The 23,369-nt window shown below is 73.8% G+C and carries 21 protein-coding genes and 1 tRNA gene; 13 read left to right on the forward strand and 9 right to left on the reverse strand.

Translation table 11 applies throughout. The features are described 5' to 3' along the window. Nucleotides 1–5: 5 nt before the first annotated feature. Nucleotides 6–359 carry a hypothetical protein gene (locus HKK73_RS04915; RefSeq protein WP_171467565.1) on the reverse strand — a complete coding sequence of 118 codons (354 nt, stop codon included), beginning with the start codon at nt 357–359 and terminating at the stop codon, nt 6–8. 122 nt (nt 360–481) lie between these two features. Here HKK73_RS04915 and HKK73_RS04920 point away from each other — a divergent pair, with 122 nt between their 5' ends. Further along, complete coding sequence (locus HKK73_RS04920) at nt 482–1,252, forward strand: methyltransferase domain-containing protein (protein WP_171467566.1); 771 nt, start codon at nt 482–484, stop codon at nt 1,250–1,252. Between the two features lie 49 nt (nt 1,253–1,301). Here HKK73_RS04920 and HKK73_RS04925 read toward each other — a convergent pair whose 3' ends face one another. From HKK73_RS04925 to HKK73_RS04945, 5 genes are all read right to left on the reverse strand, one after another. Further along, nucleotides 1,302–2,321 carry an adenosine deaminase gene (locus HKK73_RS04925; RefSeq protein WP_171467567.1) on the reverse strand — a complete coding sequence of 340 codons (1,020 nt, stop codon included), beginning with the start codon at nt 2,319–2,321 and terminating at the stop codon, nt 1,302–1,304. 101 nt (nt 2,322–2,422) lie between these two features. Further along, nucleotides 2,423–3,088 (reverse strand): response regulator transcription factor, encoded by a 666-nt coding sequence (locus HKK73_RS04930; RefSeq protein WP_256380366.1) that lies wholly within the window; start codon nt 3,086–3,088, stop codon nt 2,423–2,425. Next, the gene (locus HKK73_RS04935; RefSeq protein ID WP_085388404.1) at nt 3,085–4,407 is read right to left on the reverse strand and encodes a sensor histidine kinase; all 1,323 of its coding nucleotides are present in this window, start codon (nt 4,405–4,407) and stop codon (nt 3,085–3,087) included. Before HKK73_RS04935 ends, HKK73_RS04930 begins: the two co-directional genes overlap by 4 nt. Next, nucleotides 4,394–5,251, reverse strand: a complete 858-nt coding sequence (locus tag HKK73_RS04940; protein WP_043656145.1) for an ABC transporter permease — start codon at nt 5,249–5,251, stop codon at nt 4,394–4,396. Before HKK73_RS04940 ends, HKK73_RS04935 begins: the two co-directional genes overlap by 14 nt. Then, the gene (locus HKK73_RS04945) at nt 5,248–6,264 is read right to left on the reverse strand and encodes an ABC transporter ATP-binding protein (RefSeq protein ID WP_085388403.1); all 1,017 of its coding nucleotides are present in this window, start codon (nt 6,262–6,264) and stop codon (nt 5,248–5,250) included. Before HKK73_RS04945 ends, HKK73_RS04940 begins: the two co-directional genes overlap by 4 nt. Nucleotides 6,265–6,469: 205 nt before the next feature. Between HKK73_RS04945 and HKK73_RS04950 the strand changes: the two genes are divergently transcribed. The 5 genes from HKK73_RS04950 (at nt 6,470) to rplA (ending at nt 9,331) form a co-directional block, all read left to right on the forward strand. Further along, a tRNA-Trp gene (locus HKK73_RS04950) sits at nt 6,470–6,542 on the forward strand. A gap of 106 nt (nt 6,543–6,648) precedes the next feature. After that, nucleotides 6,649–6,930 carry a preprotein translocase subunit SecE gene (secE, locus tag HKK73_RS04955; RefSeq protein WP_031316181.1) on the forward strand — a complete coding sequence of 94 codons (282 nt, stop codon included), beginning with the start codon at nt 6,649–6,651 and terminating at the stop codon, nt 6,928–6,930. Nucleotides 6,931–7,044: 114 nt separating this feature from the next. Next, complete coding sequence (gene nusG, locus HKK73_RS04960) at nt 7,045–7,902, forward strand: transcription termination/antitermination protein NusG (protein WP_085388402.1); 858 nt, start codon at nt 7,045–7,047, stop codon at nt 7,900–7,902. 96 nt (nt 7,903–7,998) lie between these two features. After that, the gene (gene rplK / locus HKK73_RS04965; RefSeq protein ID WP_021482529.1) at nt 7,999–8,430 is read left to right on the forward strand and encodes a 50S ribosomal protein L11; all 432 of its coding nucleotides are present in this window, start codon (nt 7,999–8,001) and stop codon (nt 8,428–8,430) included. A 184-nt stretch (nt 8,431–8,614) separates the two neighbouring features. Then, a complete protein-coding gene (gene rplA, locus HKK73_RS04970; protein ID WP_034653773.1) occupies nt 8,615–9,331 on the forward strand; it encodes a 50S ribosomal protein L1 in 717 nt (238 codons plus the stop codon). Between the two features lie 116 nt (nt 9,332–9,447). Here the strand turns inward: rplA and HKK73_RS04975 are convergent, their stop codons facing one another. The 3 genes from HKK73_RS04975 to HKK73_RS04985 form a co-directional block, all read right to left on the reverse strand. Beyond that, the gene (locus tag HKK73_RS04975) at nt 9,448–10,743 is read right to left on the reverse strand and encodes a glycosyl hydrolase family 18 protein (protein ID WP_085388401.1); all 1,296 of its coding nucleotides are present in this window, start codon (nt 10,741–10,743) and stop codon (nt 9,448–9,450) included. A 210-nt stretch (nt 10,744–10,953) separates the two neighbouring features. Beyond that, nucleotides 10,954–11,508, reverse strand: coding sequence for a hypothetical protein (locus tag HKK73_RS04980; RefSeq protein ID WP_085388400.1), 555 nt, complete (start codon nt 11,506–11,508; stop codon nt 10,954–10,956). Further along, nucleotides 11,505–11,912: a DUF4383 domain-containing protein gene (locus tag HKK73_RS04985; RefSeq protein WP_021483202.1), complete on the reverse strand. Its 408-nt coding sequence runs from the start codon at nt 11,910–11,912 to the stop codon at nt 11,505–11,507. The genes HKK73_RS04980 and HKK73_RS04985 overlap by 4 nt, the downstream gene beginning before the upstream one ends. A 354-nt stretch (nt 11,913–12,266) precedes the next feature. On the opposite strand from HKK73_RS04985, the gene HKK73_RS04990 reads away from it, so the two are divergent. The 7 genes from HKK73_RS04990 (at nt 12,267) to rpoB (ending at nt 23,276) form a co-directional block, all read left to right on the forward strand. Then, entirely contained in the window at nt 12,267–12,902 is a 636-nt protein-coding gene (locus HKK73_RS04990; protein WP_085388399.1) for an RNA polymerase sigma factor, read from the forward strand. Further along, nucleotides 12,899–13,396: a hypothetical protein gene (locus HKK73_RS04995; RefSeq protein WP_034653625.1), complete on the forward strand. Its 498-nt coding sequence runs from the start codon at nt 12,899–12,901 to the stop codon at nt 13,394–13,396. The genes HKK73_RS04990 and HKK73_RS04995 overlap by 4 nt, the downstream gene beginning before the upstream one ends. 145 nt (nt 13,397–13,541) lie before the next feature. Next, nucleotides 13,542–15,329, forward strand: a complete 1,788-nt coding sequence (locus HKK73_RS05000; protein WP_157446670.1) for a S8 family serine peptidase — start codon at nt 13,542–13,544, stop codon at nt 15,327–15,329. An 11-nt stretch (nt 15,330–15,340) separates the two neighbouring features. Next, the gene (locus tag HKK73_RS05005) at nt 15,341–17,911 is read left to right on the forward strand and encodes a CHAT domain-containing protein (protein ID WP_085388397.1); all 2,571 of its coding nucleotides are present in this window, start codon (nt 15,341–15,343) and stop codon (nt 17,909–17,911) included. 268 nt (nt 17,912–18,179) lie between these two features. Continuing rightward, nucleotides 18,180–18,710, forward strand: coding sequence for a 50S ribosomal protein L10 (gene rplJ, locus HKK73_RS05010; protein ID WP_024840304.1), 531 nt, complete (start codon nt 18,180–18,182; stop codon nt 18,708–18,710). A 113-nt stretch (nt 18,711–18,823) separates the two neighbouring features. Continuing rightward, entirely contained in the window at nt 18,824–19,216 is a 393-nt protein-coding gene (gene rplL / locus HKK73_RS05015) for a 50S ribosomal protein L7/L12 (protein WP_024840305.1), read from the forward strand. A 547-nt stretch (nt 19,217–19,763) separates the two neighbouring features. Continuing rightward, complete coding sequence (gene rpoB / locus HKK73_RS05020) at nt 19,764–23,276, forward strand: DNA-directed RNA polymerase subunit beta (RefSeq protein ID WP_021479867.1); 3,513 nt, start codon at nt 19,764–19,766, stop codon at nt 23,274–23,276. Nucleotides 23,277–23,369 lie beyond the last annotated feature (93 nt).

A 23,369-nucleotide genomic window follows, 5' to 3' on the forward strand; every position in this document is an offset into this window, starting at 1 on the left:
GCGCCTCACCCGTCGCCCCGGTCGGGGCCGTCACGGTCGTCGTCCTGGTCGTCGGTCGCGTCGTCGTCGGAGTCGTCCCCCGAGTCGTCGTCCGAGTCGTCGTCCCGGTCGTCGTCGCTCGACGGCGGGGCGGGCGTGACGCGGTCGTCGTCCGTGTCGTCGCCGTCACCGTCGTCGTCGGTCGGGCTGGGCGTCGGGGCCGGCGTCGTCGGGGTCGCGGCCGGGGGAGCGGGCGTCACGACGACGGCCACGCCGACGTCGCGGTCCTGCGGCCGCGCGGCGAGCGCGCCCGCCGCGGCGGCGCCGGCGAGGACGAGCACGAGCGCCCCCACGAGCCACGCGACGGTCCGGCGAGTCATGGACCCAGTATCGGAGAGCCGGATGAGACGCACATGAGAGTCCGCGCGACGAGCCGGGAGGACGTGTGTATCTTGATGTCAAGATTGTTGACGTCTAGATACTGCGACAGGACGGAGCCGTCATGCCACGCGACTGGGACCCTGCCCTCTACCTCCGCCACGCCGACGAGCGCACGCGCCCGATGGCCGACCTCGTGGCACGCGTCCCCGTCGACGCGCGCACGGTCGTCGACCTGGGGTCCGGCCCCGGCCACCTGACCCCGCTCCTGCACGCGCGCTGGCCCGACGCCGCGATCACCGGCATCGACGCGTCGCCGGCCATGGTGGCCACCGCCCGGCGTGACGCGTCCGCCCCCTGGGTGCGGTACGAGCTCGCGGACGTGCGCTCGTGGGCGCCGCCCGCGCCCGCCGACGTCCTCGTGAGCAACGCGACGCTCCAGTGGGTGCCCGGTCACCTCGACCTGCTTCCCCGGCTCGCCGACCACGTCGCCCCGGACGGCGCGCTCGCGTTCTCCGTCCCCGGCAACCACGACGCGCCGAGCCACCGGCTCCTGCGCGAGCTCGCCGCCCGACCCCCGTACGCGGCGCACGCCGCGGGCGTCGAGCGCCCCGCGGCGCACGATCCCGAGGTCTACCTCGACGCGCTCACCACGCTCGGCTGGACCGTCGACGCCTGGGAGACGACGTACCTCCACGTGCTCCACGGCCCGGACCCCGTGCTGCGCTGGGTCTCCGCGACGGGCGCCCGTCCGGTGCTCCAGGCCCTCCCCGACGACCTGCGCGACGCGTTCGTCGCGCAGTACGCCGCCGCGCTGCGGGACGCGTACCCGGAGCGCGGCGCAGGCACGCTCCTGCCGTTCCGTCGCGTCTTCGTCGTCGCGACGCGCGCGTGACCGCTCGCGTCAGCCCGCCGATCCCCGGCGGCCCGCACGCACGCGGGCGTCAGCCCGCCGCGAGCCAGTCGTCCACGCCTGCGAGCAGCCGTCGCTTGGTGCCCGACGACGCGCGGCTCGCCCGGATCGACGACCGCGCGAGGTCGGCGAGCTCCGCGTCGGAGAACCCGTGCTCGCGCCGCGCCGTCTCGTACTGCCCGACGAGCCGGGACCCGAACAGCAGCGGGTCGTCCGCGCCGAGCGCGACCTGCGCGCCCGCGTCGACGAGCGCGCCGAGCGGGACCTGCCCCGCCTCCTCGTAGACGCCGAGCGAGACGTTCGACGCCGGGCACACCTCGAGCGCGATCCCCCGGTCCACGACGTCGTCGAGGACGCGCCGGTCCTCCGCCGACCGCACCCCGTGGCCCAGGCGCTCCGGGACCAGCTCGCGCACGACCTCGTGCACGTGGCCGGGGCCCAGGAGCTCGCCGCCGTGGGGCACCGACGCGAGCCCCGCCCGTCGCGCGATCGCGAACGCGCGCGCAAACTCGGCCGTGTCGCCGCGTCGCTCGTCGTTGCTCAGGCCGAACCCCACGACCTCGCCCGCGCCCTCGCCCGCGTACTGCGCCGCGAGCCGCGCGAGGGTCCGCGCGTCGAGCGGGTGCCGCGTGCGCGACGCCGCGACGACCACCGCGACCTCCGTCCCCGTCGCGGCGCTCGCGGACCGGGCGGCGTCGAGCACGATCTCCACGGCCGGGGTGATGCCCCCGACGAACGGCGCGTACGACGTCGGGTCCACCTGGATCTCGAGCCGCCCCGACCCCTCCGCGGCGTCGTCCTGCGCCGCCTCGAGCACGATGCGCCGCATGTCGGCCTCGGACCGCACGCACGCGCGCGCCGCGTCGTACAGGCGCTGGAACCGGAACCAGCCGCGCTCGGTGGGCGGCAGGCGCAGCGGGTCGCCGTCGACGAGCGCGTGGGGGAGCCGCACGCCGTACTGCGCGGCGAGGTCGCGCAACGTGTCGGGCCGCATGGACCCCGTGAAGTGCAGGTGCAGGTGGGCCTTCGGGAGCGTCGCCAGGTCTCGCACAGCGGGAGTCTGTCACGGGCGCCGGGCGCCCGCCGTCGGACGCGGGCCGACCGCGGCGCAGGTCCCGCCGCAGGTCGGGGTGCCGACACCGCCCGCGCGCGTCACGCCCCGGGGAGGAACCCGCGCTGCATCGCGACCGTCACGGCGGCGGTGCGGTCGTCCACGCCGAGCTTGGCGAAGGCCCGCAGGAGGTGCGTCTTCACGGTCGCCTCGGCGATGAACAGCTCGCGCCCGACGGCCGCGTTCGACAGCCCGCGGGCCACGAGCCTCAGTACCTCGACCTCCCGGTCCGTGAGCCGCTCCGTCCCGCGCACCGACGTCACGAGCCGCGTCGCGACGCTCGGCGCCAGCACCGTCTGCCCCCGCGCCGCGGCGCGCACGCCCGCGACGAGCTCCTCGCGCGGCGTGTCCTTGAGCAGGTAGCCGGTGGCGCCCGCCTCGACGGCCCGCAGGATGTCGGCGTCCGTCTCGTACGTCGTGAGCACGACGACGCGCGGCCCCGCCGCCCCGCGCCCGCGGCCCGGTGCGCCGAGGATCGCCGCGGTCGCGCCCACGCCGTCGAGCACGGGCATCCGCAGGTCCATGAGCACGACGTCGGGCGCCAGCTCGCGCGCGAGCTCCACCGCCTGCGCGCCGTCGCCCGCCTCCCCGACCACCGCGAGGTCGGGCTCGGCGGCCAGCATCCCCACGATGCCCGAGCGCACGACCGGGTGGTCGTCGACCACGAGCACCCGCACCGCGCCGTCCCGGCCCGTCGTCCTCGTCACCGCACCGCTCCTCGCCTCGTCGGGGCCGTCCGGCCCGTGCCCACGCCCGTCGCGGGCAGCCGCACCGCGACGCGCGTGCCCCCGCCCGGCGCGGGCCCGACCTCGAGGCTGCCGCCCTCCGCGGCGACGCGCTCGCGCATGCCTCGCAGACCGTAGCCCTCGGCCGCGTCGGCGGGCAGCCCGCGACCGTCGTCGCACACCTCCAGGAGGGTCCCGTCCGCGTCGCGGCGCAGCACGACCCGCACCGCGCCCGCCCCGGCGTGGCGCCGCACGTTCGTCAGCGCCTCCTGGGCCGAGCGCAGCAGGACCACCTCCTCGGCGCTCGACAGCCCCGGGACGTCGTCGGCCGCGAGCTCCGTGCGCGTCCCCGTCTCCTCGGTGAAGCGCGTCGCGAGGCGGCGCAGCGCCTCCCCGAGCGTGCTGCCCTGCAGCGGGGCCGGCGCGGAGGCCGCGACCAACGCGCGGGCCTCGGCGAGGTTGTCGCGCGCCGTCGACTCGACGAGCGCGAGGCGCTCGCGCGCCGCGTCCGGGGCGCCCCGGTCCAGGTCGGCGCCCGCGGCCTGCGCCAGCATGACGACGCTCGTGAACCCCTGGGCGAGCGTGTCGTGGATCTCCTGGGCGACCCGCTCGCGCTCCGCGAGCACGCCCGCCTCGTGGTGCGAGCGCGCGAGCTCGGCCTGCGTCGCGCGCAGCGCGTCGACGAGGCGCGCGTGCCGCTCCGACTGCCGCATCGTGTGCGCCGTCCACAGCCCGAGGCTCAGCGCGAACGCGAGCGCGACGCCCATCTGCGGCGCGGCGCTCGCGAGCTCGTCGGGCTCGACGCGCCCCGTCGCCGGGTCGAACGCGAGCGCGAGCGCGGTGCCCGCCGCGAGCACGACGCACAGCACGACCTGCGCCCAGAGGTGCTCCGAGAGCATCCAGATCTGCGTGAAGACGGCGAACAGCAGCAGCGTGCCGAGCGCGTCCTGCCCGACGACGACGAGCGTCCCGGCGATCGCGACGACGAGGTAGAGGTGCGCCGGCACCTGGGCGCGCGTGCGGGCCGCGCGCCGCCCCCACGCGAGGTAGGCCAGGAGGATCGTCCCGAGCGCGGCGAGCGACACGAGCAGGGCCGTGCCGGCGACGCCCGCGGTGAGCAGCGCGAGCGCGCTGAGCACGACGATGACGTAGAACGCCACGTCCCACCAGCGCACGTCGCGCGCCCACGTGCCGTCGAGCTGGGCCGTGGCCGCACCGTCCCCGGCCCCGTCCTCGCCCCCGGCCCGGTCCCCGGCTGCCGGGAGCCCGCCCGCGGGCGACGGCGGGTCAGCCGTCGTCACGGCGCCGCCACCGGAACGACCGCGCGCCCACCACGAGCCCCAGGACCAGCCATGCGACCAGTACAGCAGCGGTCGCGCCGTGCTGCCACGACCCGGACGGCTCGAGCGCCGCGGCCTGCTCGGGGAGGAAGACCGAGCGCATGCCCTGCGCCATCCACTTGAGCGGGAACACCGAGGCGACGGTCTGCATCCACGCGGGCAGCGCGAAGAACGCGAAGAAGACCCCGGAGATGAACTGCAGCACGAGCACGACGGGCGTGACGACCGCCGTCGCGGACCGGCCCGAGCGCGGCAGCGACGAGAACGCGACCCCGCACACGGCGCCCGCGGCGCACCCGAGCACGAACACCCACGCGAACGTCGTGAGCCGGGTCGCGGCGTCGGGCATGTCCCAGGGCATCGGGACGTCGTACACGACGGCCGCGAGGAGCAGCAGGAGCGCCGTCTGCACGATCGAGGTCGCGAGGACCAGGCCCACCTTGCCGTAGAAGTACGCCGACGCGGGCAGCGGGGTCGCGCGCAGGCGCTTGAGCGCGCCGTCGTCGCGCTCGACCGCGATCGAGATCGCGAGCGACTGGAAGCTCGTGAGCATGACGCCCGTCGCGATCATCCCCGGCAGGAAGTACTGCGCGAAGGGCACGGAGTAGCCCGCGTCGCCCTGGTCCTGCCCGTCGAACACGGTCGCGAAGATCGCGAGCATGATGAGCGGGTACGTGAAGATGAAGACGACCGCGTCGCGCTCGCGGAAGAACCCGCGCAGCTCGGCGCGCGTGCGCTCGACGCCGAGGCGGGCGGGCCCGGGCAGGGCGGCGCGCGGTGCGCGCGTGGTCGGGGCGACGGTCACGGTCGGGCCTCCTCGGGGACGACGACGGTCGCGTCGTCGGGCGTGCGGGCCGCGGCGGGTGCGCCGGGCCGGTCGGGGGCGGGCGCCGGGTCGCTCGACGCGGCCGGCTCGCCGATGAGCTCGAGGTAGACGTCCTCGAGGCTCGGGCGTGTCACCTCGAGCCCGGGGACCTCGCCGTCGGGGTACCGCGCGGCGAGCGCCGCGACGACCGCCGTGGGGGAGTCCGTGCGCTCGGAGCGCCGGGTGCCGCCGTCGAGCCACCGCACGACGGGGCGGCGCGCCTCCGCGCCCCCGAGACGGTCGGGCGCGTCGAGCGCGACGACCCGCCCCGACCGCACGACGGCCGCGCGGTCGGCCAGGTAGGCCGCCTCGTCGAGGTAGTGCGTGGTGAGCAGGATCGTCGTGCCGTCCTCGCGCAGCGACCGGACGAGCGCCCAGAACGCGCGGCGGGCCTGGGGGTCGAACCCCGTCGTGGGCTCGTCGAGGAACAGCAGCTCCGGCCGGCCGACGATCCCCAGCGCGACGTCGAGCCGTCGGCGCTGCCCGCCGGAGAGCTGGCGCGTGCGCGTGCGGGCCTTCTCCCGCAGCCCGACGGCGTCGATCACCTCGTCGGGGTCCCGCGGCGTCGGGTAGAACGTCGCGAAGTGCCGGACGAGCTCGGCGACCGTGAGCTCGGCCTGGTCGCGCGAGTCCTGGAGGACGACGCCGAGGCGCGAGCGCCAGGCGCGGCCCGCGGACTGGGGGTCCTCACCGAGCACGCGGACCTCGCCCGCGTCCCGGCGGCGGAAGCCCTCGAGGATCTCGACCGTGGTGGTCTTCCCGGCGCCGTTGGGGCCGAGGACCGCGAAGATCTCGCCGCGCTCGACGCGCAGGTCGATGCCGTCCACGGCCTGCTTGGGGCCGTAGCGCTTGCGCAGGCCGCGCACGTCCACGGCCGGTCCGCTCTGCCCGGCGCCGGCGCCGGGGCCGGAGCCGGCGCCGCGGGGGCCGGCGGGGAGGGGTGTCGTCGTCATGGGACCAGCGTGTCGGCGCGGGGCCCCGGCCCGCGACGCCCGTTCGTCCGGACCTCGTGTCCACCGATCGGTGGACGGTGGTTCGACCAGGGGCGCCGCGTCGCGTACAGTGATCCCTCGGTGGTTGACGCCCGCCACGCTGGTCCGCGCCCGTGAGACGACTTTCGTCCGGGGAGCGAGGCCGTGCGAGGCGCCGTCGGCACGAAGGGTAGTGGCGCAATTGGTAGCGCAGCGGTCTCCAAAACCGCAGGTTGCAGGTTCGAGTCCTGTCTACCCTGCACGGCGTGGCTCTCGCGGGACCTTCCCGGGATCCGCGCGCGGCCCGACACCGGGTCGCACCGAGGGTTCGAGCAGGTCCCGTACGTGAGCGATGGGGAAGATCGAGTGAGCGAATCGCCGTCAGAGGCCGTGGGCGCAGGCGGTGCACGCGCCGACGAGGTGAAGAAGAAGGGCGGTCCGTCCGCGGACAAGAAGCCTAACGTCTTCGCGCGCATCGCCCTGTTCGTGCGCCAGGTGGTCGCCGAGCTCCGCAAGGTCGTCACGCCGACGCGGTCCGAGCTCATCACCTACACGACGGTGGTCCTCGTCTTCGTGGTCGTGGTCATGGCGTTCGTGACCGTCCTCGACCTGGGGATCGGCCAGGCCGTCCGGTGGGTCTTCGGCTAGCGCACGACCTTCCCCGGCCAGGCCGGGTCAGCACGGCAGCCGGCGCCTCTCGGGGCGCCGTCGGCGCTTCCAGAAGAAGTCTTCGAGCAGTTCGTTGAGAAAGCAGGTTCGTTCGTGTCCCAGGAGTCGCTGGACCAGACGGAGAACGTCGACCCGACGCAGCCCGAGGGTGCCCAGGACGACGTCGACGAGACCACGGACGTCCCGGCGGTCGACGGAGCCGACGAGGCCCTCGACGCCGCTGACGAGGCCGACGACGACGCGACGGACGACGCCGCTGACGAGACCGACGACGCGTCGGACGACGACGAGCCGTCGGACGACGACGAGGCCGACGAGGTCCGCCCGGCCGACGAGGACGGCGACGTCATCGAGGACCCGGTCGCGGAGTTCAAGCGCACGCTGCGCTCGCAGCCGGGCGACTGGTACGTCATCCACTCCTACGCGGGCTACGAGAACCGTGTGAAGGCCAACCTGGAGAACCGTATCCAGAGCCTGAACATGGAGGACTACATCTTCCAGATCGAGGTCCCCATGGAGGAGGTGGCCGAGATCAAGAACGCGCAGAAGAAGATCGTCCGACGCGTGCGCATCCCCGGCTACGTCCTCGTGCGCATGGACCTCACCGACGAGTCGTGGGGCGCCGTACGCCACACGCCCGGTGTCACCGGCTTCGTCGGGCACACCCACCAGCCGGTGCCGCTGACGCTCGACGAGGTCTTCTCGATGCTCGCGCCGATGCTCACCCCCGCCCCGGAGGCCGGCAAGCCCGCGCAGGCCGCGGCGAAGGCTCCCGTCGAGGTCGACTTCACGGTCGGCGAGTCGGTCACCGTCACGGACGGCCCGTTCGACACGCTGCCCGCCACGATCTCCGAGATCAACGTCGAGAACCAGAAGCTCAAGGTCCTCGTCTCCATCTTCGGCCGGGAGACCCCGGTCGAGCTGTCGTTCAACCAGGTCGCCAAGATCTGACGCGCGGGCGGCCCGAGCCGCCCCGCGTGAGCGCAGTACTGCAACCGGGTCATCGCCCACGGCGTCGGCCCACGAGAAGAAAGCCAGGGAAGAGTCATGCCTCCCAAGAAGAAGGTCTCCGGCCTCATCAAGCTCCAGATCCAGGCCGGTGCGGCGACGCCCGCGCCGCCGATCGGCCCCGCGCTCGGTCAGCACGGTGTGAACATCATGGAGTTCTGCAAGGCCTACAACGCGGCGACCGAGTCGCAGCGCGGCAACGTCATCCCCGTCGAGATCACGGTCTACGAGGACCGCTCGTTCACCTTCGTGACGAAGACCCCGCCGGCGGCGGAGCTCATCAAGAAGGCCGCGGGCGTGCAGAAGGGCTCGGCGACGCCGCACACCACCAAGGTCGCGAAGATCACCGCGGACCAGGTGCGCGAGATCGCCCAGACCAAGCTCGAGGACCTCAACGCGAACGACCTCGACGCCGCGTCGAAGATCATCGCCGGCACGGCCCGCTCGATGGGCATCACTGTCGAGGGCTGAGCAGAGCGAGCGCGGAGGTAGGACGAGCGCCAGCGAGTCCTGCCGGAGCGTGAGCGGCGCTCGGCCCGAGCAGACGATGCGTCGGGCCGAGCGTGGCAACATCGGAAGTGTCCGTCCACGACCGTGGGCGGCAGTGGCAGGGTCCGCGCGGACCCGCTGACCACGACTGCAGAAGGAGAAGCAGATGGCAACGCGCAGCAAGGCGTACCGCAACGCCGAGGAGAAGATCGACCGCGAGCGTCTCTACGCGCCGCTCGAGGCGATCCGTCTCGCCAAGGAGACGTCGACCGTGAAGTACGACGCGACCGTCGAGGTCGCGTTCCGCCTCGGTGTCGACCCGCGCAAGGCGGACCAGATGGTCCGTGGCACGGTCAACCTCCCCCACGGCACGGGCAAGACCGCCCGCGTCATCGTCTTCGCGAACGCGGCGAAGGCGGAGGAGGCCCGTGCGGCCGGTGCCGACGAGGTCGGCGGCGACGACCTGATCGAGAAGGTCGCCGGTGGGTACACCGACTTCGACGCCGCCGTGGCGACGCCGGACCTCATGGGCAAGGTCGGTCGTCTGGGCAAGGTGCTGGGCCCCCGTGGTCTCATGCCGAACCCGAAGACCGGCACCGTGACGATGGACGTGGCGAAGGCCGTGTCGGACATCAAGGGCGGCAAGATCGAGTTCCGTGTCGACAAGCACGGCAACCTGCACTTCATCATCGGCAAGGTCTCGTTCGACGAGAAGGCGCTCGTGGAGAACTACGCGGCGGCTCTCGAAGAGGTCCTGCGTCTCAAGCCGTCGTCCTCGAAGGGCCGGTACATCACCAAGGCCACGCTGACGACGACGATGGGCCCCGGCATCCCGCTGGACCAGTCCAAGACGACGAAGCTGCTCGAGGACGACGCCGCCTGACGGCAGTCCTCCCCGCGGACGGTCCTCCGTCCGCACCACGCACGACGGCGCGGCACCCGACCAGGGTGCCGCGCCGTCGTCGTCTCAGCAGGTCGCCCGAGGGTGCGCCGGCCGGGTCAGCAGGCGCCGAGGTCCTTCCAGACGCCCCACTGCCCGCTCTGCGCGGGGTTCTCGTTGGTGGTCCACCACTTGGCCTCGTAGGTGCGGCCCTGGTGGGAGACGCGGGCGCCACCGGTGTAGACGGCGGAGGCCGACCACGCGGTCGCGGTGCAGGTCCCGGGGTTGGTGGGGTTCGTCGGGTTGGTGGGGTTGGTCGGCTCGGTGGGGTTGGTCGGCTCCGTGGGCGTGGTCGGACCGCTCGCGAGGCGGCCGCCGATCACGGACGCGACCTGGTAGCCGTTGGTCTTGTCCCAGTTGATCGACCAGGTCATGACGCCGCCGATCTTGCCGTACGGCTTCGCGGGCTCGAAGGCGCCGCAGCCGGTGCCGACCTCGAGGCAGTCGACGGCCTTGACGACGTTCGCGAGCGGCTGGTAGCCGCCGCCCGCGGCGCGCGGCACGGCCGGGACGCCGATGCCCACCTGGTCGGGGCGCAGGCCCATCTCGAGCTGGATGCAGGTCAGCGCGGTGAGGAAGTCGACCGTGCCCTGCGAGTAGACCTGCTGGTTGCAGCCCATCATCGAGCCGGAGTTGTAGTACTGGGTGTTGACGATCGTGAGGATGTCCTTGATCGCGAGCGTGAGCTGGTAGTACCCCATGCTCGTCGCCTGGTAGTCGATCGTCTGCGGCGCCATGGTGAGGATCAGGCTCGGACCGACCTTCGCCGCGAGCTGGTGGAGGGCGCTCGACATGTACGTGGCGTTGATGCCGTGCTCGAGGTCGATGTCGACGCCGTCGAACCCGTACTTCTGCATGAGCGCGTACGTGGTGTCGGCGAAGTTCTTCGCCTCGGTCGCGTTCGAGACGATGACGTTCCCCTTCTCGCCGCCCACGGAGATGACGACCTTGCGGCCCTGGGCCCGGATGGCCGCGACGTCTGCCTTGAACTGGGCCTCGGTGTAGCCGCCGAGCTCCGCGCTCGCGAGGTTGAACGTGATGCCGCCGGGGGTCCCGGCGAGGTTGTCCGCGAACGCGATCGCCACGAGGTTGTACGCCTGGGGGACCTCGGACAGGCGCATCGTCACGGAGCCGTTGTCGAAGTTGTGCCAGTAGCCGGTGAGCCACTGCGTGCTGCCCGACGGCGCGGCGGCGCTCACGGGAGCGGCGGGGGCGGCGGACGGCGCCGCGGCGGTCGCGGGCGCGGCGGCGAGCGCGCCGCCCGCGACGACGGTCGCCGCGGCGACGACGGAGGCGAGGGCGCGCAGCGCGCGCCCGGTGAGGCCGCGCGTGCGGCCGGGGAGGACTGTTCTCACGGAGGTGCTCCTCGTGCTCGTGCGGGGCGCGTCGTCGCGCCTCGCCGGTCCGCACCCGCGGTGTGGGTGCAGGGGTCGCTCCCGACGCTAGGCCCGGTGCCCGCCGCGCGGCATGAGGGATTCCCCGGAACTTCGGGCCCCGCGGTTACGGGAGAACTCGTACCCTCCGGGAGGCGTGGCGCCGCTCCGGGCGCAGCCGCCGTCGGGCCCTCACGGCGCGGTGCCGGGGCCGCCGTCGTGGGCCTGGCCGTGACCCGGCAGGTGCCCCAGGGCGGGCAGGTGGGACCCGTGCGGGACGGCGTGCCGCGCGGCGTCGGTCCCGCCGAGACCGAACGTCGCGACGGCGGCGACCACGACGGACACCGAGAAGAGCGCGACGAGCCGCGCCCCGGCGCGCGGCGGCGGGCCGTCGGCGGGGACGCGCGCCGGTCGGGCGAGGACGCACGCCGACGCGACCCGCAGGGCGGCCGCGGCGGCCGCACCCGCGGAGAGCGGCACGCCGGACACGACGGGCACGGCCACCCCGGCGACGGTCGCGACGAGGAGCAGGGCGATCCCGAGGCGCGGGACCGCCGTCGGGCGCCCGGGCCGCGGTCCGCGGGCGAGGAGCACGAGCGCGACGACGAGCTCCCCGGCCCCGGTGGCCAGCGCGAGCAGGCCGGACGGCGCCGGGAACGCGCCCCGGACGAGCCCGAGGTCGACGATCCCGGCGCCGAGCAGCGCGAGCGCGGCGCCGACGCGGCGGGTCGGGACGGGCGTCGTCATGCCGTGACGGCGCGGCCCGCGTCCTCGCGGTCCGCGGCGAGCCCGACGCCGAGGAGCAGCAGCGCGCTGGCGAGGTGCAGCACGTTGTCGGCGCCGTTGAGCGCGATGATGTTGGCGCCGGTGTCGACGAGGAACAGCCCCACCACGCCGACGAGGAGGTACACCGCGCCGATCGCGACGTTCGTGCCGCGCGCGGCCCGGACGCTGCGCGACGCGAGCAGCAGCGCCGCCCCGATGCCGAGGTGGACGATGTTGTGCAGGGGGTTCACCTCGAACAGCAGGAGGTTGCGGCCCTCGGTGGCGGCGAAGCCGACCCCCGACGTCACGACGAAGCCGGCGAGGCCGACCAGCAGGTAGACGGTGCCGAAGACGGCTGCGAGCAGGCGGTTCGGGGACGAGGTCATGGTGGTCTCCGCTCGGTGGTCGCGCGGCCTCTCCGCGCGTCGCCCCGGGTTCGGAGCGGTGCGCGATCCGGACGGGTCCGCCGGTGCGGGTCCCGGACCGGGACCGGTCCGGACGGAACCGACCGCGATGTATCAGACGGGCGGTCCGCCCCTCTCGTCCGGGTGGAGGAGCGCCGACCAGACGCTCCCGCCCGTGTGCCGGAGGGACGAGATGCGACGCAACCGCACGAGCCGGGAGGGGTGTGACCAGTGACGATGGTTGTCGACCCCACCGGCCCGGCCGTAGAATCAGGCGCTTCCGGGGACCCCCCGCTGATGCCTGACCGGACGAGCGTGCCGAGGACAGTGCGCCCCATGACCAGAACGACCGACGAGGTGGCCGACACCGGCGAACCGGGCCTCAGCCTGGGGGACCGGGGCGCGTTCGCGCTCCTGGAGTACCGCGACGGCCGCCCGGAGGCGCTCGGGGACTTCGTCCGCGAGGCGTCCCCCCTCCTGTGGCACACGGTGCGCGCGCAGGGCGTCGAGCGCGAGCAGGCCGACGACCTCGTCCAGACGGTGTGGGTCGCGCTCGTGCGCAACGCGATGACCATCAAGGAGCCGCACGCCGTCCTCAAGTGGCTGCTCATCACGGCCAAGCGCGCAGCCTGGGAGGCCGTGCGCAAGCACCGCGACGAGGCCCGACGGCGCACCGAGCTCCCGGACGACACCGACGAGGGCGTCCCCGAGCTCCCGTCGGGCGACCCGACGCCGGACGTCGAGGTGCTCCGCAACGAGCGCGACCGCTCCCTCTGGGCCGCGCTCGACCGGCTGCCGGAACGCTGCCGCCAGCTCCTGCACCTCGTGTCGCTCGCCGACCGTCCGGACTACAAGGCCATCTCGGCCGCCATCGGCATGCCCGTCGGGAGCATCGGCTCCACGCGGGGCCGCTGCCTCGCCAAGCTGCGCGACATCATCGACGACCAGGGGGAACCGTGGGAAGTATCATGAGCACCGAGCCGACGCACAGCCCCGACGAGCCGCTCGACGCCGTCGACCTCGCCCTCCTGGCCGACCTCGCGCGGATCGCCGAGGAGATCGACCCCGTCCCGGACGGCCTCGTCGAGCGGTCGCTCTTCGCGATCACGCTCGCCGGGCTCGAGGCCGAGGTCATGGAGCTGGAGTACGTCCAGGCCCCCGCGACGTCCGTGCGCGGCGACGCGCCGCCGGTCGAGGCGCGCACGATCACGTTCACGTCCGAGTCCGTCACGGTGATGATCTCGCTGTCCCCGACGGACGACGGTCGCATCCGCATCGACGGCTGGGCCGCCCCCGCGACGGCGCTGCGCGTCGAGCTGCACCGCCCCGGCGTGGTGAGCGAGACGACGAGCGACGACGACGGCCGCTTCGTCTTCGAGGCCGTCGACCGCGGCCCGGCGAGCCTCGTGGTCCGCCGCGCCGACGGCGCCGGCGGTGCCGTGAGCACGCCGGTCGTCGAGCTCTAGCACCCGGTGGGCCGCGGGCGACGCCCGCGGCCCACCGACCGCAGGACCACCAGCAACCCTTCCCCGCGCAGCGGTGCGCGGGCGGCCGCCCGTCGACGACGACGCGCGCGGCACCGGACGAACGTCATCTCCCGAGGAGGAGCACGTGAGCGAGACCCCTGAACCCCCCGCCGCGGCGGACCCCGGCTTCTTCGGTGACCGGCCGAGCCGGCTCCAGTGGCGCACCCGCACGATCGACCCGGTCGCCGCGCAGCGTCGCGCCGGGCAGCAGTCCCCGCACCCGACCTGGTACGTGGGCGACCGGATCCTCATCCCCGAGTCGCCGTTCGACCGCGAGGGGAACCGCTCCCTGCGGTGGCTCGAGCGCGCGGCCGAGCGCCTCCGCCTTCGCGTGGAGGTGCAGCAGGAGAGCATCGACGACGCCGAGCTCGTGCGCGAGGCCGACCTCGACCCGGAGACGACGACCGACCTGCTCCGCACGTTCGGCTACTCCGTGCGTCTGCGCTACCGCGACGACACGCAGGGGGAGCTCCCCGACGCCTGGCGCCTCGTCGAGGAGCTGAGCGGACGACTGTGCCCGGACGACCGGCACAGCCCGCGGCTCGCGCTCGACCACATGGTCGCGCCGACCCCGTTCATCGGCGGCCAGCCGTACACCCAGCCGTTCCCGTACACGCAGCCGCACCCGTACACCCAGCCCCATCCCTACACGCAGCCGCACCCGTACACCCAGCCCCATCCCTACACGCAGCCGCACCCCTTCGCGGGCACCGCGGAGTACTCCCTGCCGGGCTCGGGCGGCCGCACGCCCGTGAGCTGGATCGGGCCCGTGCCGCGCCGTGCGCTGCCCGCGGGGGACACGCCGTGGGTCGCGGGCGACGGCGTCCGTCGCCCCGTCGTCGCCGTGCTCGACACCGGCGTCGGCGAGCACCCGTGGTTCGACGACGACCTCGAGACGCGCGGCACGATCGTCGTGCGCGACCCCGAGCTGCTCGGTCAGCCGCTGTCGACCCTCCCGCCGACGGAGTACCCGTACGAGGACCCGGAGATCGGCGGCGTGTCCGTCTCGCCCCTGACCGGTCCGCTCGACCCGGTCGCGGGCCACGGGACGTTCATCGCGGGCCTCGTGCACCAGCTCTGCCCGGACGCCGTCATCCTCGCCCCGCGCCTCTACGGCGGGTCGGGCATCGTGCCCGAGCGCGACCTGCTGCGGACGCTGCGCCGCGTGCTCCTGTGGCACGTGCTCGGCCTGGCCGGTCGCGACGGCTACGCGCCGATCGACGTCCTCGTGCTCTCTCTCGGGTACTACCACGAGCGCCCGGAGGACGCGGACTTCGACGCCCCGTTCGGAGCGCTCATCCGCGCGCTGCGCCGGTACGGGGTCATCGTCGTCGTGTCGTCGGGCAACGACGGCCAGACCCGCCCGACCTACCCGGCGGCATTCGCCCCGCGGATCAACAGGAAGGCGGAGCCGCCCGTCCCGCTCGAGGGAGTGACGCTGCTCCTCGACGAGCCGCCGGTCCTCACGGTCGGTGCGGAGAACCCCGACGGGACGGTGTCGCTCTTCAGCAACGACGGCCCCTGGATCACGTGCACCCGCCCGGGCGCGGCCCTCGTGTCCACGATCCCGCGCACGATCGACGGCGCCGTCGCGCCCTCGCGCCACGTGCAGGAGCTGTGGGGCCCGGGATACCGCGCCACGATCGACCCCGAGGGGTTCCAGGGCGGGTTCGCGACGTGGAGCGGGACGTCGTTCGCGGCGCCCGTCCTCGCGGGCGAGCTCGCGGCGTCCCTGCTCGAGCGGATCGCCGACGACCCGACGGACCCGGGCGTCCTGCAGCCCGGCCAGGGCGCGCCGGACCGCTGCGCCTGGCTGTGGCCGTCCATTACCCTGGCGACGGGTCTGGTCCCGACCCCGGGTGACGACGCATGAGGTGATGAGCGGTGGTGCGCAGCGGCCGGGAGGTGCTCGAGGCCCGGCTGGCCGCTGCGCAGGCCGTGAACGCGCGCGGCCAGCACCGGCGCGCGAGCCGCGCGTTCGCGCAGATCGTCCAGGACGTCGACGCCGTGGGCGAGGGCGCGAGCCGGGACGACGCCTACCTGGCCGCGCGCGCCCTGCTGGGGCTCGCGCTCGCCGAGTTCGAGCTGACGGGCGACGTCGACGGCGCCTACGAACGGCTCGCCGAGGTCGAGGCGCGCGGCGCCGCGCTGGCCAGGCGCGACCTGGCTCTCGTCGTACGGTCGCAGCGCGGGCTCCTGCGGCTGCGGACCGGCGACGTCGCCGCCGCGCTGGACGAGATGGAGACGGCGGCCGAGGTCATCGACGACGCGCGCCCCCTCGACGCGGCCGTCCTGCTGCTCAACCTCGGCTCCCTGCGCCTCGAGCTCGGAGACGCCGAGGGGGCGAGCCGCGACCTCGACGACGCCGTCCACCGGGCCACCGCGCTCGGGGACCAGCTCCTGGTGTCCAAGGCCCGGCACAACCTCGGGTACGCGGAGTACCTGCGCGGCGACCTGCCGGTCGCCCTGCGCGCCATGGACGAGGCCGCGGCGCAGGCGCCGGACCGGCACGCCGCCGTCGGGCTCATCGACCGCGCGCAGGTGCTGCTCGACGCCGGCCTGCTCACGGAGGCGGACGAGGCGCTGAGCGAGGCGCGCGAGCACCTCTCCCGCTACCGCATGCTGCGCGACCTCGCGGAGGTCGAGCTGGTCCGGTCGCGCGTCGTGCTCGGCCTGCGGCGGTACGCCGAGGCGCGGCGCCTCGCCCGCTCGGCGTCGCGCCGGTTCGACCGCCTCGGCAACAGGCCGTGGGTGCTGCGCGCCCGCGTCGCGGAGCTCCAGGCGGCGCTCACGGAGCACCGCGCGACACCCGTGGGCCCGGCGCGCGCCCGCCGGCACGCGACCTGGGCGCTCGACCTCGCGCGCGACGGCGAGACCCTGGGCAGCGTCTCGGGCCTCGGGATCAAGGTCCCCGCGCAGCTCCTCGCCGTCGAGTGGCTCGTGTCCGCGGGCGACGTGCGCGGGGCGCAGGAGGTCCTGCGGGCCGTGCCCCCGCGGCTCGGCCGCGCGCCGCTCCCCGTCCGGCTCCAGCACGAGGCGGTCCTCGCGCAGCTCGCGTTCGTGGCGGGCGACCGGCGTGCCGGCGTGCGCGCCGTGCGGCGGGGCCAGGCGGCGCTCGCGGACCACCGCGCGCGGCTGGGGTCCGTGGACGCGGTGACGGCGTCCGCGGTGCACGGCGTGCGGCTCGGCAACGTCGACGTCGAGGCGGCGCTGCGCACCCGGCGCCCCGGGACGATCTTCGACGCCGTCGAGCGTGGCCGGGCGGCGTTCGCCGGGACGGGCCGCGTGCGCCCGCCCGCGGACCCGGTCCTCGCGGACCTCCTCGCCGCCGCCCGGCGCGAGGTCGAGGCGGCCCGCGCGCTGGGGGCGCCCTCGGACGCGGCCAGCCTCGCGCGCCGGCAGGACCACCTCCAGGCGGCGCGGCGCCTCCAGGACGACGCACGACGACGCTCCTGGCAGCACGGGGGAGGGGCCGCCGCCCCGGTCCCCGCGTCCGAGCGGCGGCTGCGCGCCACGCTGGCCGACGCCGGGTCCGACGCGGTCGTGGCCGACCTCATGCTCGACGGCGACGACGTGCTCGCCGTCCGCGTCAGCGCCCGGGGCTCCCGGCTCGTGCGCCTCGCGTCGCGCGCGGCGGTCGCCGAGCAGGTGCGCCGTGCGCGCGCGGACTTCGCGGTCCTGTCGAACGTGCTCATCCCGGTCCCCATGCGCGAGGCCGCGGTCGGCTCGCTGTCCCGGACGCTGGCCGCGCTCGACGACGCGCTCGTCGTCCCGCTCGAGGCGGGCGGCGACCTCCACGTCGCCGCGCGCGACCTGCTGCTCGCGCTGCCGTGGGCCTCGCTGCCCTCGCGGCGCGGGCTCCGCACGTGGGCGAACTCGTGGGTGGACCTGCGCGTCGGCGAGCCGGTGCGCCGGGCGGACGAGGCGCTCGTCGTCGCCGGACCGGGCCTGCGCTTCTCGGGCGCCGAGGCGAAGCTCGTCGCGTCCGTCTGGGAGGGAGCCGAGGCGCTCGCGGGGGAGGAGGCGACGTGCGAGGCCGTCGTCGACGGGCTGCGCACCGCGGGGGTCGTGCACCTGGCCGCGCACGGCACGCACGAGACCGACAACCCGTTGTTCTCGTCGCTGCGGCTCGCCGACGGCCCGCTGTTCGCGCACGAGCTCGACGGGACCGACCTGCACGGCGTGGTCGTCGTGCTGTCGGCGTGCGAGGTGGGGCTCTCGACGCCGCGCATCGGCGGCGAGTCGCTCGGCCTGACGAGCGTCCTGCTGCGGCTCGGCGCCCGCGCGGTGATCGCGAGCGTGGCCCCGCTGCGCGACGACGTCGCGGCGCGCGTCATGCCGTCGCTCCACGCCGAGCTGCGCGACGGCGCCATGCCGGGGACGGCGCTCGCCCGGGCGGTCGCCGACGAGCCCGAGCCGGTACCGCTGGTCTGCTTCGGCCCGCTGGTGCTCTGACGGCACGGGCCGCGGTTTGGAGCACGCGCCGTCGTCCCGTACGATGAGCGTGTACCCAAGACCGCCGGTCGTCCGACGCTGCCCGCAGACTCCGTCTGCAGGACGTGACGGACCGAAGTCCCGCCCACGAGGCGGAGGCCAGCGTAGGTAGCGAATCGACGACGTCCGCCCGGTCCCGCCGCGCGTGCGACTGCGAGCCCCGCGCCTGCGCGGGGCTCTTTCTCGTTCCGGGACGGACGCCGGTGGTACCACCACCGGAAGGATTGCCATGGCGAGGCCGGACAAGGCAGCCGCAGTCGCCGAGATCTCGGAGAAGTTCCGCGACTCGAACGCTGCCGTGCTGACCGAGTACCGCGGGCTCACCGTCGCGCAGCTCAAGCAGCTGCGTCGGTCGCTCAGCGGCAACGCAACCTACGCCGTGGTGAAGAACACGCTGACCGCCATCGCGGCCAAGGAGGCCGGTGTCGAGGGACTCGACGCCGACCTGCAGGGTCCTTCGGCCATCGCCTTCGTCACCGGGGACCCGGTCGAGGCAGCCAAGGGTCTGCGTGACTTCGCCAAGGCGAACCCCGCGCTGGTCATCAAGGGCGGTGTCCTCGACGGGCGCCCCCTGACCGCCGCGGAGGTCACGAAGCTCGCGGACCTCGAGTCCCGCGAGGTCCTGCTGGCCAAGGCGGCCGGCGCGATGAAGGCCAAGCTCTTCCAGGCTGCCTACGTCTTCACCGCGAACACCGCCCAGGCCGCCCGCGTCATCGATGCCCTGCGTCAGAAGCAGGAATCGGAGGGCGCTGCCGCCTGATCCCGTGACCGGGCTCGCCCGGTCCCGCGATCGACGCAGCGCAAGCACAACACCCCGCTTCTGGCAGGCCCGCCCCGGGCCGCTGCCGAGCACCGACCGAAAGGAACGCCATCATGGCGAAGCTCAGCACCGACGAGCTCATCGAGCAGTTCAAGGGCCTCACCCTCATCGAGCTCAACGAGTTCGTGAAGGCCTTCGAGGAGACCTTCGAGGTCACCGCCGCCGCCCCCGCCGCCGTCGCGGTCGCCGCCCCCGCGGGTGGCGCCGGTGGCGACGCCCCGGCCGAGGAGGAGAAGGACGAGTTCGACGTCATCCTCGAGGCTGCCGGCGACAAGAAGATCCAGGTCATCAAGGAGGTGCGCGCGCTCACGTCCCTCGGCCTGAAGGAGGCCAAGGACCTCGTGGACGGTGCCCCGAAGCCGGTCCTGGAGGGCGCGAACAAGGAGACGGCCGAGAAGGCCAAGGCTGCCCTCGAGGGCGCCGGCGCCACGGTCACCCTCAAGTGATCCCACCGGTCCCGTCCTGACGGGACCGGTCGCACGCCGCACGAGGCCCGCACCCCGCCCGGGGTGCGGGCCTCGTCGTTTCCCGGGGGCGGCGCCGGGCGGCCAGGAGCGCCCGGAGGGCGAGCCCGCGGCGTCGCGCGGCGTCGCGCGGCGTCCTGGGGCGACCGGGATCCGACGGCGTCGGCGCACCGGCTTCACGGAACGGCCACGAGTGTGCCACCATGTGCGGGTCGACGACGCAGGACAGCGAGGTCGACAGCAGCAGGTTCAGGGCCCGCACGGCGGGCCGGAGGACGGGCGACGAGGCTCGTGCGAGTACCGGCGAGGCGCGCAGCGCCCGGGGCCGGGCGGGGGAGTGCGCCCCGAGGTTGTGTGGCGACGCCTTCTTGGGGTATGCTCACGCTTTGCGCTGTCCTGTGCCCCCGATCTCATATACCCCCGACCCCCTCGACGACGTACGTGCGCGTCCGCGAGGTGTCGTGGCGGCGGTGATCGTGTCCAGCCCGGCCGGTGCAGCGTTCTTTCGATCTGCAGGGAAGGACCCCTCTTGGCTGCCTCGCGCACCCCTTCTGCTCCGTCCGCCGACGCCATCGCGAACCGCACCGCATCGCGTCGCCTCTCCTTCGCCAAGATCTTCGAGCCGCTCGAGGTCCCCGACCTGCTGGGCCTCCAGACCGAGAGCTTCGACTGGCTGCTCGGCAACGAGGCGTGGCAGGCGCGCGTCGCCGCCGCGGCCGAGGCCGGGCGCCAGGACGTGCCCTCGACGTCGGGTCTCGAGGAGATCTTCGAGGAGATCTCCCCGATCGAGGACTTCGGGTCCTCGATGTCGCTGTCGTTCTCCAACCACCGCTTCGAGCCGCCGAAGTACACGGCCGACGAGTGCAAGGAGAAGGACTTCACGTACGCCGCGCCGCTGTTCGTCACCGCGGAGTTCGTCAACTACAACACCGGTGAGATCAAGAGCCAGACGGTCTTCATGGGCGACTTCCCGCTCATGACCGAGCGCGGCACGTTCATCATCAACGGCACCGAGCGCGTCGTCGTCTCGCAGCTCGTCCGCTCGCCCGGCGTCTACTTCGAGCGCGCCGCCGACAAGACGAGCGACAAGGACATCTTCTCCGCGAAGATCATCCCGTCGCGCGGTGCCTGGCTCGAGTTCGAGATCGACAAGCGCGACGCCGTCGGCGTGCGCGTCGACCGCAAGCGCAAGCAGTCCGTGACCGTGCTGCTCAAGGCGCTCGGCCTCACGGAGTCCGAGATCCGCGAGCAGTTCGCGGACTTCCCGTCCGTGCTCGACACGCTCGAGAAGGACCACGTCCACACGCAGGACGAGGCGCTCGTCGACCTCTACCGCAAGATCCGCCCGGGCGAGCCGCCGACGGTCGAGGCCGGCCGCGCGCTCCTCGAGAACTTCTACTTCAACCCGAAGCGCTACGACCTCGCGAAGGTCGGTCGCTACAAGGCGAACAAGAAGCTCGGCATCGACGCGCCGCTCAGCGACTCCACGCTGTCGGTCTCGGACGTCGTCGCGACGATCAAGTACCTCGCGGCGCTGCACGCGGACCACGCGAGCATCCCGGGCACGCGCAACGGCGAGGCCGTCGAGGTGCGCGTCGAGACGGACGACATCGACCACTTCGGCAACCGCCGCATCCGCGCCGTCGGCGAGCTCATCCAGAACCAGGTCCGCACGGGCCTGTCCCGGATGGAGCGCGTCGTGCGCGAGCGCATGACGACGCAGGACGTTGAGGCGATCACGCCGCAGACGCTCATCAACATCCGCCCGGTCGTGGCGTCCATCCGCGAGTTCTTCGGCACGTCGCAGCTCTCGCAGTTCATGGACCAGAACAACCCGCTCGCGGGCCTGACGCACAAGCGTCGTCTCTCGGCCCTCGGCCCGGGTGGTCTCTCGCGCGACCGCGCCGGCATGGAGGTCCGTGACGTCCACCCGTCGCACTACGGCCGCATGTGCCCGATCGAGACTCCTGAGGGTCCGAACATCGGTCTGATCGGCTCGCTCGCGTCGTACGGGCGCATCAACCCGTTCGGCTTCATCGAGACGCCGTACCGCAAGGTGACCGCGGGCAAGGTGACCGACGAGGTCGTCTACCTCACGGCCGACGACGAGGACCGCCACGTCATCGCGCAGGCGAACCAGACGCTCAACGCCGACGGCTCCTTCGCGGACGAGCGCGTGCTCGTGCGCACCAAGGGCGGCGAGGTCGAGATCGTCCCCGGCGCGCAGGTCGACTACATGGACGTCTCGCCGCGCCAGATGGTCTCGGTCGCCACGGCGCTCATCCCGTTCCTCGAGCACGACGACGCGAACCGCGCCCTCATGGGTGCGAACATGCAGCGCCAGGCCGTGCCGCTGGTCCGCTCCGAGGCCCCGCTCGTCGGGACCGGCATGGAGTGGCGCGCGGCCGTCGACGCGGGCGACGTCGTCGTCGCGACGAAGCCCGGTGTCGTCACCGAGGTCTCGGCCGACCTCGTGCTCGTCGCGAACGACGACGGCACGACCGGCAGCTACCGGATCGCGAAGTTCCGCCGCTCGAACCAGGGCACGAGCTACAACCAGCGCGTGCTCGTCGACGAGGGCCAGCGCGTCGAGCCCGGCTCCGTCCTCGCGGACGGCCCGGCGACCGACGAGGGCGAGCTCGCGCTCGGCCGCAACCTCCTCGTGGCGTTCATGTCGTGGGAGGGCCACAACTACGAGGACGCGATCATCCTCAGCCAGCGTCTCGTGCAGGACGACGTGCTCTCCTCGATCCACATCGAGGAGCACGAGGTCGACGCGCGCGACACCAAGCTCGGCCCCGAGGAGATCACGCGGGACATCCCGAACGTCTCCGAGGACGTCCTGGCGGACCTCGACGAGCGCGGCATCATCCGCATCGGTGCCGAGGTCGGCGCGGGCGACGTCCTGGTCGGCAAGGTCACGCCGAAGGGCGAGACCGAGCTGACCCCGGAGGAGCGCCTGCTGCGCGCGATCTTCGGCGAGAAGGCGCGCGAGGTGCGCGACACGTCCCTCAAGGTGCCCCACGGCGAGTCCGGCACGGTCATCGGCGTGCGCGAGTTCAACCGCGAGGACGGCGACGAGCTGCCCGCGGGCGTGAACCAGCTCGTGCGCGTCTACATCGCGCAGCGCCGCAAGATCACGGACGGCGACAAGCTCGCCGGCCGTCACGGCAACAAGGGCGTCATCTCCAAGATCCTGCCCGTCGAGGACATGCCGTTCCTCGAGGACGGGACGCCGGTCGACGTCGTCCTCAACCCGCTGGGCGTCCCCGGTCGTATGAACGTGGGCCAGGTCCTCGAGACCCACCTCGGGTGGGTCGCGAAGCAGGGCTGGGACATCTCGCTCGCCGACGGCAAGGACCTCTCCTGGCGGGAGAACGTCCCCGAGATCGCCGCGACGTCCGAGCCGGGCCGTCCCGTCGCCACCCCGGTGTTCGACGGCGTCCACGAGGACGCGCTCACGGGCCTGCTCTCGACGACCATCCCGAACCGCGACGGCGACCGCATGGTCGGCGCCGACGGCAAGGCGCGTCTCTTCGACGGCCGCTCCGGCGAGCCGTTCCCCGAGGCCGTGTCGGTGGGCTACATGTACATCCTCAAGCTCCACCACCTGGTCGACGACAAGATCCACGCGCGCTCGACCGGCCCGTACTCGATGATCACCCAGCAGCCGCTCGGTGGTAAGGCGCAGTTCGGCGGTCAGCGCTTCGGCGAGATGGAGGTGTGGGCCCTCGAGGCGTACGGCGCGGCCTACACGCTCCAGGAGCTCCTCACGATCAAGTCGGACGACGTGCCCGGTCGCGTCAAGGTCTACGAGGCGATCGTCAAGGGCGAGAACATCCCCGACTCGGGCATCCCGGAGTCCTTCAAGGTCCTCCTCAAGGAGATGCAGTCGCTGTGCCTGAACGTCGAGGTGCTCTCGAGCGACGGCGTGTCCATCGAGATGCGGGAGTCGGACGACGACGTGTACCGCGCAGCCGAAGAGCTCGGCATCGACCTGTCGCGCCGCCCCAACGCGGCGTCCAGCGTCGACGAGATCTGATCTCGGGCAGGTGGGAGCGGGTCACCCCGCTCCCACCGACGACCCCCACACCAACCGTCTTTTTGGCGTCGGGGCCGGCCACGGCCGGTCCCG

This window comes from Cellulosimicrobium sp. 72-3, assembly GCF_013127315.1.
Lineage (GTDB): Bacteria > Actinomycetota > Actinomycetes > Actinomycetales > Cellulomonadaceae > Cellulosimicrobium > Cellulosimicrobium funkei.